Annotated in this window: 16 protein-coding genes and 1 tRNA gene; 7 read left to right on the top strand and 10 right to left on the bottom strand. The window is 63.1% G+C overall.

Annotated features, from left to right (window positions below):
* Positions 1-61: 61 nt before the first annotated feature.
* Positions 62-140 (top strand) — tRNA-OTHER (locus ACIQU3_RS14215).
* A gap of 68 nt (positions 141-208) precedes the next feature.
* On the opposite strand, the gene ACIQU3_RS14210 is transcribed toward ACIQU3_RS14215, so the two are convergent.
* Positions 209-1360 (bottom strand): tyrosine-type recombinase/integrase, encoded by a 1152-nt coding sequence (locus tag ACIQU3_RS14210; RefSeq protein WP_403732748.1) that lies wholly within the window; start codon positions 1358-1360, stop codon positions 209-211.
* Positions 1360-1542: a helix-turn-helix domain-containing protein gene (locus ACIQU3_RS14205; protein WP_062927388.1), complete on the bottom strand. Its 183-nt coding sequence runs from the start codon at positions 1540-1542 to the stop codon at positions 1360-1362. Before ACIQU3_RS14205 ends, ACIQU3_RS14210 begins: the two co-directional genes overlap by 1 nt.
* Before the next feature lie 439 nt (positions 1543-1981).
* Between ACIQU3_RS14205 and ACIQU3_RS14200 the strand changes: the two genes are divergently transcribed.
* The 3 genes from ACIQU3_RS14200 (at position 1982) to ACIQU3_RS14190 (ending at position 5855) form a co-directional block, all read left to right on the top strand.
* Entirely contained in the window at positions 1982-3220 is a 1239-nt protein-coding gene (locus tag ACIQU3_RS14200) for an IS110 family transposase (RefSeq protein ID WP_403733401.1), read from the top strand.
* Between the two features lie 359 nt (positions 3221-3579).
* Positions 3580-5052, top strand: coding sequence for a reverse transcriptase domain-containing protein (locus ACIQU3_RS14195; RefSeq protein ID WP_403732744.1), 1473 nt, complete (start codon positions 3580-3582; stop codon positions 5050-5052).
* The gene (locus ACIQU3_RS14190; protein WP_403925110.1) at positions 4998-5855 is read left to right on the top strand and encodes a hypothetical protein; all 858 of its coding nucleotides are present in this window, start codon (positions 4998-5000) and stop codon (positions 5853-5855) included. Before ACIQU3_RS14195 ends, ACIQU3_RS14190 begins: the two co-directional genes overlap by 55 nt.
* A gap of 157 nt (positions 5856-6012) precedes the next feature.
* On the opposite strand, the gene ACIQU3_RS14185 is transcribed toward ACIQU3_RS14190, so the two are convergent.
* Positions 6013-7656: a hypothetical protein gene (locus tag ACIQU3_RS14185; protein WP_403732738.1), complete on the bottom strand. Its 1644-nt coding sequence runs from the start codon at positions 7654-7656 to the stop codon at positions 6013-6015.
* Positions 7657-8309: 653 nt separating this feature from the next.
* Between ACIQU3_RS14185 and ACIQU3_RS14180 the strand changes: the two genes are divergently transcribed.
* Positions 8310-8696, top strand: coding sequence for a hypothetical protein (locus tag ACIQU3_RS14180; protein WP_403732735.1), 387 nt, complete (start codon positions 8310-8312; stop codon positions 8694-8696).
* 676 nt (positions 8697-9372) lie between these two features.
* On the opposite strand, the gene ACIQU3_RS14175 is transcribed toward ACIQU3_RS14180, so the two are convergent.
* From ACIQU3_RS14175 to ACIQU3_RS14155, 5 genes are all read right to left on the bottom strand, one after another.
* A complete protein-coding gene (locus ACIQU3_RS14175; RefSeq protein ID WP_403732732.1) occupies positions 9373-9759 on the bottom strand; it encodes a hypothetical protein in 387 nt (128 codons plus the stop codon).
* Positions 9760-10068: 309 nt separating this feature from the next.
* On the bottom strand, positions 10069-10263 hold the full coding sequence (locus tag ACIQU3_RS14170; RefSeq protein ID WP_403925107.1) for a hypothetical protein: 195 nt from the start codon (positions 10261-10263) through the stop codon (positions 10069-10071).
* Between the two features lie 16 nt (positions 10264-10279).
* Positions 10280-10585 carry a transcriptional regulator gene (locus ACIQU3_RS14165; RefSeq protein WP_403925105.1) on the bottom strand — a complete coding sequence of 102 codons (306 nt, stop codon included), beginning with the start codon at positions 10583-10585 and terminating at the stop codon, positions 10280-10282.
* Complete coding sequence (locus ACIQU3_RS14160) at positions 10582-11091, bottom strand: hypothetical protein (protein WP_403732723.1); 510 nt, start codon at positions 11089-11091, stop codon at positions 10582-10584. Before ACIQU3_RS14160 ends, ACIQU3_RS14165 begins: the two co-directional genes overlap by 4 nt.
* Before the next feature lie 85 nt (positions 11092-11176).
* A complete protein-coding gene (locus ACIQU3_RS14155) occupies positions 11177-11635 on the bottom strand; it encodes a MarR family transcriptional regulator (protein WP_403925102.1) in 459 nt (152 codons plus the stop codon).
* Between the two features lie 287 nt (positions 11636-11922).
* Here ACIQU3_RS14155 and ACIQU3_RS14150 point away from each other — a divergent pair, with 287 nt between their 5' ends.
* Together ACIQU3_RS14150 and infA are read left to right on the top strand one after the other, a co-directional pair.
* Positions 11923-12717 (top strand): GNAT family N-acetyltransferase, encoded by a 795-nt coding sequence (locus ACIQU3_RS14150; RefSeq protein ID WP_403925099.1) that lies wholly within the window; start codon positions 11923-11925, stop codon positions 12715-12717.
* Positions 12714-12938 carry a translation initiation factor IF-1 gene (infA, locus tag ACIQU3_RS14145; RefSeq protein ID WP_133931053.1) on the top strand — a complete coding sequence of 75 codons (225 nt, stop codon included), beginning with the start codon at positions 12714-12716 and terminating at the stop codon, positions 12936-12938. Before ACIQU3_RS14150 ends, infA begins: the two co-directional genes overlap by 4 nt.
* Before the next feature lie 450 nt (positions 12939-13388).
* Here the strand turns inward: infA and ACIQU3_RS14140 are convergent, their stop codons facing one another.
* On the bottom strand, positions 13389-13688 hold the full coding sequence (locus tag ACIQU3_RS14140; protein ID WP_403732712.1) for a hypothetical protein: 300 nt from the start codon (positions 13686-13688) through the stop codon (positions 13389-13391).
* Positions 13689-13923: 235 nt separating this feature from the next.
* Complete coding sequence (locus ACIQU3_RS14135; RefSeq protein WP_403925096.1) at positions 13924-14520, bottom strand: hypothetical protein; 597 nt, start codon at positions 14518-14520, stop codon at positions 13924-13926.
* Positions 14521-14712 lie beyond the last annotated feature (192 nt).

Here is a 14712-nt window from a genome sequence, read left to right as displayed (position 1 = left end):
TCGGCTCGATACCATCCGATACCCAACGATGAGAAACGCGCAGGTCAGAGGCCTGCTGGTCGCCGATCGCTGGTCACACCCGCCTCAGTAACGGACTCCTAAAGCGGGTGTCGCAGGTTCGAATCCTGCCGGGGGCACCAGCCAAAAGGCCCCGGACCGATCATGGTCCGGGGCCTTTGACATCTACTTCTGACATCAACGCGGGCGGTCACGCGCGGATGAGGCGTCTCCTGAGCAGGCGGTCCATGTGGCTCATGGCTTCGCGCTGGGTGTCCTGGACGACGTGCGTGTAGACGTCCATGGTGATGCTGATCTGGGAGTGACCGAGGATCTCCATCACGACTCGGGGCGCGACTCCGGCCGCCGTGAGCAACGTGGCCGTCCCGTGGCGAGCGTCGTGCAGTCGGATGACACGGAGGCCAGCGGACTCGGCGACGCGGGTGAAGGAGCGGTACAGGTTGCGCGGCTCGACCGGGCGGCCGGTTCGGGTGGCGAACACGTAGTCCGACTCCTGCCACCTCTCCCCCGCCTTGGCACGAGCGTCCGCCTGCCGTAGGCGGTGCCAGCGCAGGGGCGCGATGCAGAGGGCGGGGAGAGGGACCGCCCGGCGACGGCGGCTCTTGGGGTCGTCGTCGTACAGAACGCCACGGCGGCGCTGGACCTGGTGGCGGACGTACAAGACACGGTTGTCGAGGTCGAGGTCCGACCAGCGCAGGCCCACGATCTCTCCTCGGCGGAGCCCCATGGCGATGGCGAGCACGAAGGCCGCGTAGAGCGGGTCCTTGCGGGAGGCAGCGAGGAAGTCGAGCGTCTCGTCGAGAGTCCAGGGGTGCAGCTCGGGCTTGTCCGTGCGGGGCGGCTCGACGAGCTTGGCGACGTTGCGCGCGATGAGTTCCTCGCGGCAGGCGGAAGACAGGGCCGAGCGCAGAACTCGGAGCGACTCCTTGGCCGTTGCGGCGGTCGTCTCCTTCTCCAGGCGGACGAGGAACCGGCGGACGTCGGCGACGCCGAGGGATTCCAGCCGCTTGGCACCGAGCAGGGGCACCAGGTAGAGCCGGACGTGTGCCTCGTACTTGTCGAACGTGCTGAGCTTCCGCCGGGGCTTGATGACGTTGTCCAGCCAGTACAGGAGCCAGTCCGAGAGCTTGGCCGACTTGGTGGGCACGGGCACGCGCTGGTCGACCTTGTCCAGCAGCTCGCGACGTTTGGCGTCGCACTCGGCCCAGGTCTTGCCGTAGGCGAACTTACGGGCGCGGGTGCCGTCCGGCTGGAGGACGTAGACCGCGCACTGGAAGCGGCCGTCCTTGCGCTTGGTGATGGTGCCGGCGCCGTTGGGGTTGCGCTTGCGTTGCTGGGCCATCAGGCGGCTGCCTCCAGTTCGTGGGTGATGTACTCGCGGACAGCCCGCGCGGGGATGCGACGGCATCGGCCGATGGTGATCGAGGGCAGACGACGGGAGCGGATGAGGTCGTAGACGGTGGAGCGGCCGAGCTTCAGCCGCTCCATCACGTCAGGCACCGTCAGCAGTTCGTCGTCATGCATGGGTGGGCTCTCCTAATTCCTCCTTAAGGCGGTCGATGGTGTGCTGGCTGACCGGGGGATGCCTGCGGTTCTCCTGGCCCTTGACGCCTCACGGAAGAGCGGCGCCCGCAGGACGCTGGCGTAACGTGACGGCCGCGTGGACACCGGGCAGATACCTGCTGCGCTTCTGGCCCGCAGGCCTTGAGACAGAGCGGTACACCCGGTGTCCTCGGACCAGCACGACATCACGTCACAGCCAAGACAACCCTTGCGCGGCTGGGGTGTGAGCCAGCCCGGCCGTAGTGACCTCTTCGTCGCTTCGCGAGCCAGCGAGCTCTCCTTGAGACAGAGGCCCGGCCGAGTGCAGTGCCATGAACGGCTGGTGAGATGGCGGACAGATCAAGTCCTGGAATTAGGTCGCCGCATGGCCCGCACCGGCTCCGCCCACAACACCGCGCGCATGGAGGACGCCGTGAAGGTCTTCTGCGGGATCGACTGGTCCGAACACCACCACGATGTCGCCCTGGTCGACGACGCCGGCACACCGCTGGCCCAGTGCCGCATCACCGATGACGCCACCGGCTACACCCAACTTCTGAATCTGCTCACCGAACACGGCGACAGTCCGACACACCCCATCCCCGTTGCCATCGAGACCAGCCGAGGCCTACTCGTCGCTGCCCTGCACAACGGCCACCGGCAGGTCTTCGCAATCAACCCGCTCGCCGTCGCCCGCTACCGGGACCGCCACACACTCTCCCGCACCAAGTCAGACCGCGCTGACGCGCTGGCACTGGCACACATCCTGCGCACCGACATACACCGCCACCGCCCTCTGCCAAACGACAGCGACCAGGCCAAAGCCATCACGGTCCTGGCCCGCGCCCAACAAGACGCCGTCTGGAACCGCCAGCAGATCGCCAACCAGGCACGCTCGCTCCTACGGGAGTACTACCCAGCCGCCCTGGAAGCCTTCCAGAACAGAAAAGGCGGACTGGCCCGACCCGACGCCCGTCACGTGCTGACCACGGCACCCACCCCGGCCCAAGCCGCCCACCTCACCCTCGCCCAACTCCGCAGAACCCTCACACGCGCCGGCCGAAGCCGGAACATCGAAACCGACGCCCGCCAACTACACGCCCTCTTCCGCACAGACAGGCCCCGCCAGCCCGCACCCGTCGAACACGCCATGGGCCGACAACTGCTCGCCCTGCTCACCCAACTGGACGCCGCCTGCCAAGCCACCGACGACCTCACCATCGCCGTCGACGAACAACTCCGCACACACCCCGACGCCCAGATCCTTCTCAGCTTCCCCGGCCTGGGACCACAGCTCGCCGCCCGCATCCTGGCCGAGATCGGAGACGACCACACACGCTTCTCCGACGCCCGCGGCCTGAAGGCTTATGCCGGATCCGCACCCATCACCCGCTCATCAGGCAAGAAGCACTACGTGGGCCGCCGCTACATCAAAAACGACCGCCTCTGCCACGCCGGCCACCTCTGGGCCTTCGCCTCCTTAAGCGCCTCACCAGGAGCCAAAGCCCACTACCAACGCAGGCGCAACCACGGCGACTGGCACGCCGCCGCCCAACGCCACCTCTTCAACCGCTTCCTCGGACAGCTCTACCACTGCCTCCAAACCCGACAGCCCTACAACGAACAGCAAGCCTTCGGCCCCCACCCCTTGACGCCTTAACAGCGTGAGATGTCTGTCTCCGCCCCGCTCCAGCCCGGCCGGCGCCCGCACCGCGCTTAGAGCGATCAGCCGCTTGAGGTAAGAGAAGGGGTACGTCGTGGCTGGGGCGGTCGGCTCCGCGGCTTTAGGCAGCCACTTTGGCGCGAGCCTCGAAGATCATGGCCCCAACGTCGTGCTTTAGCGGGCAGGTCCACAGACTGCCCGACGCGCCGGAAGCTTATGGGGCCATGATCACTCGCGCCAAAGCAGCTCCAGCCCAAAGCCGCTGCACCGCCCGCTCGGCCACCCTGGAGCCCACCCCCATCCTGGGGGTAACCTGCCTGTGACTACGGCGAGTTGACGGGGTGGCAGGAAAGTCAGTGGCGAAGGCAAAATATCTGGATCTCGTAGCTGGCCGCCTGTTCAACGTTGAGAGCCGTCAAGAACTTCCAGACATCATCAATTTCCGGGACATCAGTTCATTATGGACAGATGGCTACCGCCGGGAAATGTTAGAGCACATCTCGCGAATCAACTGCGGCCCCAACAGAGTCGAAATCATCGAACATCCCAAAGACCCCATTTCAGTACGCCCGCTTGCTCGATTCGATATCAAAGATCGTCTAACGTACGAAGCCATAGTCGCACAGGCAACATCTAAGACGGATGACCTACTTTCGGACAACGTCTTTAGCTATAGAACCAGTCGCAGCCAAATCCACTCAGTGGAAGACTGGCTGGAATGGCGCCATCAAGCGCGGAAGATACTAGACAGTGACTCGCTGCTAACAATGGCAAGAACTGATGTTGCCTCCTTCTACGAGCACATAGATATCGACATTCTACGGTTGGACCTAGCGAGAGCCGGAGTCGATGAGCCGCTACTTAGCCAGCTCTACAATTTTCTTCAAAGATTCCAGCAGCAATCACACGCCTGGGGCCTTCCTCAAGGATCTAGTGCATCAGGTGCACTTTCGAACGTTTACCTGCTTCCATATGACGAATATATAAGGCAATCCGGAGTGCAGCACGTTCGCTACTCGGACGACACCTACATATTCGGCTATGGCTGGGAGCAGTTGCGATCAGTACTAGCCGGTGCCAATCAGGCCCTACGCGCTAGGCGCCTGACGATCGCTTCCAGAAAGACGGAAATACTTGATCGAGCCGAAAGCCTTGCTCACCTAGACGACTCCACACATGATCAGATCTCGTACTTTTATTATCGTGGATCGCAGCAGGCTAAGAAGCTACTCCGGGAACTCTTCAAGCAAGCGACGCAACAGGGGCCGAAAGGAGAGCGAGATATCAAGTTCTCCCTAACCCGCTTCCGCAGAAAGCGCGATGCCACAGCAGTTCAATGGGCCCTTCGCAGCCTCAAAGACCTTCACCACATTTCTGATCAGATCCTTCGATATGTTGAGAGCATACCTAAGCATCGCGAGGATATGGTAAGCACGCTCGAATCGACGGTGCTTGACTTCGACCTAGCCGACTACTCCTATCTCGAAAGGAACATACTTCACTCAGCGCTGCGCAGGAAAATTAACTCCAAGGTGCTCAAAGATTACGCATGGACAACCCTACGCGACAGGAATCGCCCCAATTATCCGCGTGAATTTGCAGCGCGATATATCGGACGGTTTTCAGAGATGGCGGATGGGCCTCTTCTCCGCATGCAGTACGAGGCGGAAGGTAGTGAGCCTGTTCAACGAGCGATACTCGTAGCCCTGTATGAATGTGACTACCTTCCTCCATTTCTTCTCGAAGGCTTGTCCGACTCAACGTCTGACCTTCGATGGACGGCACGCTACCTACTCCGGAAGCCTCCAATTATACCCCTCCCGAAATAGAAAGCCGACGCAACATGCTACGTGCAATTACCTACGCCATTACGTCGATGGCGCTACTAATATCAGGGTTCACTTTTCAAAACTCGACTGTTAGCGATCTTGCGACTGGTGGATTTTTGGCTCTTGTGGTCCCTGCCGCAATCGCCATCAACGGTGAGAAAACAGCCCTGCGCATGCGATGGTATTCGATACGATACAGAAGCGAGATGGTGCGCATTTCCGCCGCCTACTTGTTCCGTATCAAGATCGACGGAAAATACCTACTGGTGAAGGGATCCCGATTTCCTCACTATCAGCCTGTTGGAGGCGTCTTCAAGGTCTCACCCAAGGGTCAGAATTTCCTAGCGAGTATTGAAGCTCAGGACGACGACCTGATTCCTATTGATCAAACCAGCGAAGCTGATTTGAGGATTCGACTTAGAGGGGCAAGCCTTTCAGTCTTCTATCATTGGTTTGAAAGTCGAAGTGGACGTGAAGATGCACCATGGCGAGAGTTCCAGGAGGAACTCATATCCACTTCCATTCTTCCTTCTGGTCCGTTCCCTTACATCTTCCATGAATACCAGGGCCGCATAGTGGACAAGATTCGATTCAGCCCTTATGCCGACTCACATGAACTTATCATGGCAGACGTGTACGAACTGTTGCCCACCCGCGAACAAGAGGACACACTAAGGTCAACCCTCACGGCCACGCGAGATGAATTCGGCTGGTTCACTGGCGAAGAAATCAGGCGACGCGGTGTGCTTCCAGGTACGCCCAACGTTGTACCCATCGCAGAGCACGCCGAGAAGATTATTTGAGGAGTAATCAGTCAACGCACCCGTCGTCGCGTTTTGGCCGGCTCAAGCCCCTACTTGACCGTGCCGAACTATAGGCCAGTCGCCAAGCTCGTCCCTGCGGCATTTCCCTCGATCGGTTGGCGTCACCTCGACGCCTCACCATCAACTGACAGGATGCTCAATTTTTGTCACCTTCACTGAGCATATGTCCTCTGTCATGAGCAATACCCATCAGCACTGCCATTCCTCGAGCATCAGAATCCTTCAGTGCCAACACCTCCGGGCAGTCGTATAGCTTCCTTAGAGCCTTGAAGGCATACTCGATTGCTTTATCGGCGTGGGCTCTGATTACGTCTTCCGTCAGTGTACGCTTAGTTTTCCCGTGAACGATCTGGCTGCGAGCGGTGTAGATTTTCTTCATTTCGCTGAAAAGCTCGGCGCGGTCCTTGTAAGTATCCGCTGCTAGAAGGGAAGAGAGGGCTCCACAGACGCGCAACACAGTCTCCGGGGTGCCACTGAACATATTCTCCCAAGCAAGTACCGCATCCAGGAGTGAATCCGATGGTGTGTATCGACTGTTGCAGGCAGACACCATCCTTCTGATGCACACATCGAGGTTGGCGGCATGGTTTTGTCCAACGCGCGAGTACCAGGAAGCCACTTCATCAGCAGCAGCTTGCGTGAGACTAATTCCGCTCACATTAGGGGAGGGGCGGGATTGCCATGGTTCAACGGGATAGTGCGTAAAGGGATCCAAAATGGCCGTGAAGTCCACTACGGCTCCGGTAGGCCTAGCCGCGCCAGAGGCCAGGAAGATTGAGAGACAGCACCGATCGACTCGCAACTCCATCGCGCTATGCCACTCGCGCGTACGGTCCACATAAGGCGTAGGATCTAGTTCCTCAAACATGCTGTCGCGCCAAACCACACTTTTAATGGCATAGATCTTGTATTCCTGCCTTGCCAGAAGCACGATGGGGGCCCAAGGACTTCCATCCCCCTGGCGCCCATAGAAGAATTCGCGTTTCACAATGCGCTCGTCGCCCAACTTAATCCCTTTACATTCAAGGCCGAGTCGAGACAAGCCCACTGCTACCGTTACACCAATAGACTCTCCACGTCCCAACCTCCGAATGTCACCAAGGACTTCTCCGACCTGCGCTAGGAACGTCTGAAGCGATACTTCACCGCCCTGCACTACTAGCCGATGGAAAGCATTGTTCAGAATGTGCTCTCCTAGGGAATGCAGGCGCAAAATTTGCACGCCCCCCTTTGAGGTCGCGAGGAAAGACTCCACGCCGGTAACTGAGCGCGCTTGCCCTCCCAACTCCTGACCTACAGGAGGCTCTACGCCCGGGAAGAGCTTAGAAATGTCCGGATCCCTCAAAGCGCCCACCAGGAACGAGAGGCCTTGAGGATGCCCCATAAACTCCCCGCCACAGGCCAAGGTGCCGTTAAGCGGCTCACCGTCCGGGCGTTTCACGAGGAAAGCAGGATATAGGGCCGCGGCGACAGTAATCAGCTGGTTATGCAGTTCGTCATCTGTAGTTTCCAGAACAACAGGATCCCCGCCATTGAGCTGGCGCAGGTAATTACCCAAGGAGATATCGGCAGGGCCCACATAGCGCATGATGCTAGCTGCGACGTTCATCCATCGGGTCTGCGGATCCTGGTATGCCGTCGACATGCAAATGCTGTCCAGGATGCTAACCGTTTCTGGTGTAAGCTCCCCCTCTTTCCGTTTCGCTACAGGATCCAAGTCGCCGATGTAGGTCAAAAAGGTTTCACCAAAGAAAGTGACTAGGGTGTTGATGTCAGGCACGGCTACCTCCCGAAATGCATAGGTATGCCATTCTAGGGCGGTGGCTCTTGCTTATCCATCACTTTCACCCGTTGAGGGCTAAGGGTGCACGCAAGACAGAACAGGAAGCCCCGGACAGTCTCCTGGGCTCCCTAACGCTCTACGAACGGCTGCCGCTCAGCTCTCTTATGGATGCCCAGGCGTGTCCTGCCTACGTCTGCGGCTGGTCGCTACGCGCGGCACATCCCGCAAAGCGCTGGTCAGCTGGTTATCTCTCCAGCCCACCACGCTTCCGCCGGCGCGGCCCACTATGGTCGACCTCATGACAGCGTGGCGGTGGGGGGCGCGGCAAGGCATACAAGTGCGTGGTCGGTCAGCGCGCCCGCCGCGTTGCTGACTGCCCTCGGCTGAGGCTCAGCCCCTCGGGGGTCCAGATCCACCGAGGAACGTTCGAGGCAAAGGGACCGTGCCACTCGCGTGCCAGATCCTGCGGGGAGCGACGGGGAATAGCGGGCACCTGGCCTGGTGCGACCAGGACTCCACCGGTACTCCGCCGCAGGTCAGCACAGTAACCGCTGCCAATGAGACTTGAGCTTCCCAAGCTGAGAGCACGCCAAGGCACCGAAGTGGGCACTTCCCCGTCGGGGCCGGCCGTCGTCATGGACGATGACCGCATGCGGTACTTCAACGGGACAGGCTGGCTCGCAATCTTCACCGGCACGGAGACGACGATCGGTCGAACAGCGCACGTGGACGCCTGGGACGAGGCGACGGGCGTGGCACTGGTGGTCGATCCCAAACGCGGTACCCGCCGCCCCGTGACGGACTACCCGGATTTCTCCCACCTGGAGCAAGCCGACCAGGTGGTAGCCGCCGTACCAGGTGGCGGCTGGCGCGCGTACTGGAAGGACGAAGGGCCCAGCAACGGGCCATTGACCGAGCAGGTTCTTGCTTGGCTGGTCACGGCCCGAGGACGCGCCACCCCGATCGCCGTCGACGCGCACGGACACGTGGACGACGCTGAGGACGCCGATCGCCTTATCCCGCCTGGGGAGGAGTGAGGCTCCCGGCACAACCGTCCAGTGGAGGTGCCCCGGCCGCTGACCTCAGAGGATGAGGGGGGTGGGGATCTACGGCCTGCAACATAGTCCCGAGGTGGCTCCCGGGGACCTTTATGCCCACCCCCCTTGACCGCGGACCTCGAAGGTTCTCTGACCGGTCTCACTCCACCAGCAAACTAGCAAGTGGCACTGACAACGGTCCGGGCCCAGGAGGAGCGGCGGTGCCTCGCCGCTGTACTACAACCAAGTGCAGCCGCCCCAAAGCGCTTCTGACATCCACGGCTGACATCAACGACGCCGGACAGGGGCATACAACAGCGTTTCGGTCCGGCCGTCACACCAGTCACCGACATCAGCAGGAGCGGGCTCGCATCGAACTCTTAAAGCGGGTGTCGCAGGTTCGAATCCTGCCGGGGGCACAGAGAAAAGGGCCAGCTCAGGAGGGGCTTCCTCCCAGGCTGGCCCTTCGTCGTGGCGGTTTGTGCCACACGCGTGCCACTGGTGCCACGTGGATGCCGCATCCCTGAGCCCGACGTCCCCCGCCGACGTGGATCACGGCCCCGGTCGTCTTTGAGATGTTCCTCCAGGATTCGGTCCCAGGCGCCTGCTTGATCTTCCGATTCGTTCTTGTAGCTCACGTCGTGGCTCCGGCAGCCGTGGCAGTCACGGGTCGCTCTCAGTTCGTTTCGTCTTGCTGCTGCCAGGCTCGCGGCCAGTTGCCGGACGGTGGTGGGGGCCCCGAGATGCCCAGGTCTCGGCGTGCGAGAGCATAGAAGTCATCACGTGCTCGGCTCATCTGCCCGACTGCTCTCTCCCAGCCGGCCGGGTCTTCCTTCAGGCCGCGAGCGTAAAGTTCGACGTTCCACACGGCTTCATGCCACTTGCGAGCCGCCGCTATGGTCTCGGCATCCCCGACGAGCAGCACCGTCTCCCAATCGGCCGCACGCCGTGCCTCGGCCTCGCTGAGCTGTACTAGACCCTGCTCCGGATCCAGCGGGTCCACAGCGTGCTGGAAGCCCCTCGCCGCTCCTATGCGCTGGGCGATGTTGATCTGATGCTTCAAGCTGTTCGCATAGGACGCGTAGGCGTCCAGCCTTTTCTGGTCCCAGCGTTCGGCTCTTGCCCGTCGCCACCTGCTCCGTTCCGTAAGGCTGGTTGCCACGTAGGAGCCGATGGCTCCCACGGCAACGCCGGCCAAAGCCGGCAGCTGCTCCCACAATGTCGATTCCCCCCATGGCTCACGCGGACAGTCGGAGACACGGTGCCGTACTCAGGGGCTTCGAGGAAGACAGATCGCTGGCGGCTTGGGAGGCCTCGACGACGCGGGACGGGGCCATTCGGATCAGGGGCCGCACTCGCGTCTTTTGGGCACTCAGTAATGGCTCGACACCACGACGAACACGCACGCGGCGACCGTGGCTGCGCAGAGAACGGCGGTGGTGATCAGTGCGCAGCCGAGCACTCCCGTAGACCAGGCCATCGCTGACCAGCCGAACCGTGTTGCTCGTTCGGCCTGTTGCGCTGCTTCGTGGTGGTCACTGTCGTCGTACCAGCCGTGATCAGCCATCGTGCTCCTGCCGTGTCTACTCGCCGACGATCGCCCGGAGTGCCGCCAGGTGGCCGTGGTAGGCCTTGTGGCCCTGGGGGGTCAGGCGTAGCCAGACTCGTTGGCGGGTGTCACGTACCGCCTTGCGTTGTTCGACGTAGCCGGCCTCGATCAAGGCGCCGGCGTGTTTGCTCAATGCGGAGGCGGACAGGCCGAGTTGTTCTTGCAGTACGGCGAATTCGGCCTCGCCCGTGGTGTCGAGCAACGCGCAGATGCGCAGGCGGTTGGGTGCGTGGACGAGGTTGTCGAAGCCGTCCATCGCGTCGGTGGGGCCGGTGCTCATGAGGTCTTCCGGTGCAGCCGTACGAAGGTGAGGTGGAAGCCTACGGACACCGCGGCCGCGGCCACCGCGGCGATGGCGAGCCAGCTTGCCTGGCCGGTGGCTCGGAAGGCCCAGGCCGGTCCCACCAACAGCGCCGGCATGCCGATCGCCAGGGGGACGGTCGCCCGTTTGGGCAGCACGTCGAATCGGAGTGCCACACCGGTGCGTTGCCTCCAGGAGCGGGCGGCGACCGCGAACAGCATCATGTACGCCGCCGTGACGACCAGCAGCGCTGCCGCCCAGGCCGCCTTCGGCAGCAGCCATCGCTCGTCGGCGAGCAGCCCTCCGTACGCGAAGGGGAAGAACGCTACGTAGGCGGTGAGGGTCGTGGCGAACCACGTCGGCCACGGCGTGGCCGACAGGGCGGTGGCCGTCGCCCTGATGCGAGCTGCCTCGGCCAGCGTCGCCCGCGCCTCGTCCGACGTGGGCAGGGGGTAACGGTCAGGGACGCTCGCACCAGTTTCCATGCCGGAAAGACTAGGCCTGTCTTTCCGGTGTGGCAAGTGAAGGTTTTCCGGTACGGAAAGAGTGGTTGCCGAGTGTCGGCGTGGCTCAGTGGTGCCAGGCCCGTCCCCCCGCGTTGTGGATGAAACGCTGCAGCACCTTGAGGGTCGTCAGGTACTCCTCGTCGGAGATGCCCTCGTGGCGCTCTGTCCAGAGTTCGGACTGGAGAATCGCGGTCTTGTCGTAGAACGCTCTGCCCTGCGATGTGATGCCCAGGCGCCCCTCGGAGTCCTCGGTGATCCAGCCGCGGACGATGGTCTTGTCGATCTCCGACTCCATGGCTTCCGGTCCGGTGTCGAGGTAGTTGCGGAGGAGGTGGGAGACCTCATCGCGGGTCTTGGGTGTGGCGGTGCGTGCGACCTGCGCGATGACCCACCACTGGGGCTGGGTGGTGCCGATTCCGGCGAGTGCGGCTCGGGTGCGGTTGATGACGGCCTTGTAGGCCGCCCAGCTCCAGTAGCCGATGGGCTGCTTGATCAGGTCGGTGTCGCTGTGCGTGTACTCCATGTCCGTGGCCTCCGTCGCTGCTCCCGTCGGGTCGATGCGATCGACCGTAGGAGCTCAACCAAACTTGAGGTCAAGGAAGTTGTGCGGGCCCGGCGAGTCGGGAAAAGGCTTTGAGGAACCTGGTGGGCCGCTGCTACCTTCTCGGTGGACCGTCAGGCGACGTAGGAGGTGAGACCCGTGAACGCAGTTATCCGTGGGTGCTCCCTCATCCCGTCACGGTCCGGCGGCTGACGTTCGGTGTCGCCAGGAGCGCCTGAGTTCGAGGCACTCCTGGAAGGGAGACTCCGATGGACACAAAGCCTTTTGCGTCCGGCCTGAGCGAGAACGCAGTGGTGATCACGCGTGTCGCGGACAGGCAATGGCACGCCCTGCACGACGACCTCGTGGTCGGTCGCGGGCATGCCCAGTACCGGCCCGACGGGCGCTTGTTCGTCAGCATCGACGCCTGGCACGACGTCGTCTTCGACCGGCTCGCCCGGGTGGTGGTGGCGGAACTGACCTCCCCGCTGTACACGGTGGTCGACGAAGCGGACGTCGAGCTGACGGCCCAGTGGCGGCGGGCGGGTTTCGCGGTCGGGCGGCGCGAGTGGGAGTACGCCGTACCGACCGACCCGCGGGTCACGGGGCTCGAAGCGGTCCTGCCGCCTTCGGGCGTGACGATCGTGCCCGCCGGTCAGGCCGACGAGGGTCTGCTGCGGGACGTGGACCGCGCGATCCGGGACGAGGTCGAGACCAGCGTCGGGTGGTGGCAGTCGATGCCCGCGGAGGTGTTTCCCCGCACCGAGGGCGACACCGTCGTCGACCCGTCGAAGTACGCGGTCGCCTCGGCGGCGGGCCGCTACCTGGGGTTGATCAGGGTGGTGACTCCGATTCGGCCTCGCATCGGGCTGGTCGCGGTCCGGGCCGGCGAGCAGCGTCGCGGCATCGGGCGGGCACTGCTGGCTCATGCGCTGGTGACGGCCCACCGCTCCGGGTTCGCCACGGCCTGGACCGAGGTGCACGAGTCCAACCGCGCGGCCACCGCGCTGTTCGAGGGCGTCGGCGCCCGGCCGATGAGCAGCAACCTGGAGCTGGTGCGATGAGCAGGAACAAGAACGTCATCGAGGTCGAGGGCAGAGTCGTCGAGTGCCTGCGCAGCGCCATGTTCACCGTGGAGCTGGAGAACGGCCACCAGGTGCTGGCGCACATCAGCGGGAAGATCCGCAAGAACTACATCAAGATCATGCTGGAGGATCGGGTGCTGGTGGAGCTCCCTCCGTATGACCTCACGCGTGGGCGGATCGTGTTCCGGTATCGGAACTAGTTGATTTGGGCGTGAAGTGGCGGTAGGTGACTTCCTTCGCATGTAGGTGTCCCCGGCATTCCGGCCACGGCGTGTTCGTGGCCGGAATGCCTGGGCGCCGGGAGGCCGTAATGCTGGGGCGGCTCCCGATGCGGAGATCCTTCAGAACCAGTGCAGGCAGTGTGGCGGGCGATGCGTGTGGAAGGGAGCCCAGGTCCCTGTCTCGTGGTACCGGACCACGACCCTGTGCCGTCCGGCCACAGTGCAGCCTCAACTCGTTTTCAAGGCAAGCAAATTACGCCCCTACCCGCCAGGCAGGCCGTCGGCGTTGCAGTGGTCCGTCACGCCGCACGTCTCCGAGTGGCACGATCCACCGCGTGGAATGGTGACTCTCGTGGGGACGGCTCTCGGAGCGGTGCCCGGCACGTGACCCGAGTTGGCGGGCCGCCCCCAGCACTCCTCTGACCCCCCTTACTTCTTTTTCTTCGGCGACTGCTGCTGTCGCCGTTCGTCGTTGCGGCGATGCTCTTCCATGTCGTCCATCGCCTTGACCACCAGCATCATGTGCCCGCTGCCCGGGAGTGTGCCGTATTTCGCGACGTTGTCGTTGAAGCGTTTGGGATTCGCCGCCACCTCTTCTATGGCACGTCCCCACAACTTTCCCAGCAGTCCCGTGCCATCGCCGCTGGCGGCGCCTATCGCGTCGCCGATCCTTCCGTAGATCTCCTTCTCGATCCTGCCGGGTTCCCGCTCCCGCTCGGAATCCGCCATGTGCACTCACTCACCTTTGCCTCGTCATTCAGCGGACAGGGAGTTGACGGTCAGTCGACCATTATTGGAGTCGATCCAGGCATTCCGGGCAAGGGCGGAATTCCCTACGCAGGTTGGATGTGCGGTACGTCGTCGACTTCGGCCATCACTTCCACGCCGGTCCGGGGAAACGGCACGGAAGCCGGTTGAGGGCCGGCCGTTCGGCCGGGTGGGACGGCCGCAGTGGGAACGGCGGTCAGCCGCGCAGCGCCAAGTGGTACGACGAGGCCCACAGCACCGCCGCGCTGCCCAGGCCCACCACGATCCGCACGCTCTCGTCCGCGAGGCCCGCCGCGATCAGGACGAACCCGGCGACCGCGACGGCCGTCAGCAGCGACGCCGTCCACCGGTACTGCCACTGGTCGTACAGGCGGGCGAGCGGGAAGAAGTGGAGTCCTACGACGAGGGCGATGCCCGCGGGGACGGCCTCGGGCCGGCCCGCCGCGTTGGACGCGGCGACGACGGTGAAGACGGCCATCAGCTCGACCGTGTTGACGATGCCCACGCCGCGTGCCCAGCGGGGCGGCAGGTTCACCGGCCGGGGGGAGGGGGTGGCATCCCCGCGGTATCCCAGGTAGATCGCCACGACGGTGAGCACCAGTGCCGCCGCTTCGATGCCGAGCGGCGCGGCGTCCGTCGCCGAGCCGGTGCCGGATGCCGCCGCGACGGCCCACAGCAGCGCGAACACCGAGAGCACCAGCACGCCTCGGCGGCGCAGGGTACGGGTGAGCGCCAGACACTCGGGGTCGTCGGCGGGCGGAACGGCGGGCGTTGCTGCGGAGGTCGACGGCACTCGCGGAGAGTACCCGGGGCCCTGTGCAGGGTTCCGTCGTCTTTTGCGATGAGGCCGGATTTCGCCGGTCCGGTGGGCGGAGAAGTCGTTCTCCGGTCCGGAAATCGTTCGAAACATTCGGGTAACGGAATTGTTTGTTCTTGGGCGGCGGGGCTCGTTCCGGGGCGAGGCTTGCTGTTTCGTCGTCCTCAA

The sequence above is a fragment of the Streptomyces sp. NPDC101110 genome (assembly GCF_044759525.1).
In the GTDB taxonomy this organism is placed as follows: domain Bacteria; phylum Actinomycetota; class Actinomycetes; order Streptomycetales; family Streptomycetaceae; genus Streptomyces.
The sequence above is the reverse complement of the archived record's forward strand: the minus strand, read 5'-3'. Positions and strand labels throughout refer to the sequence as shown.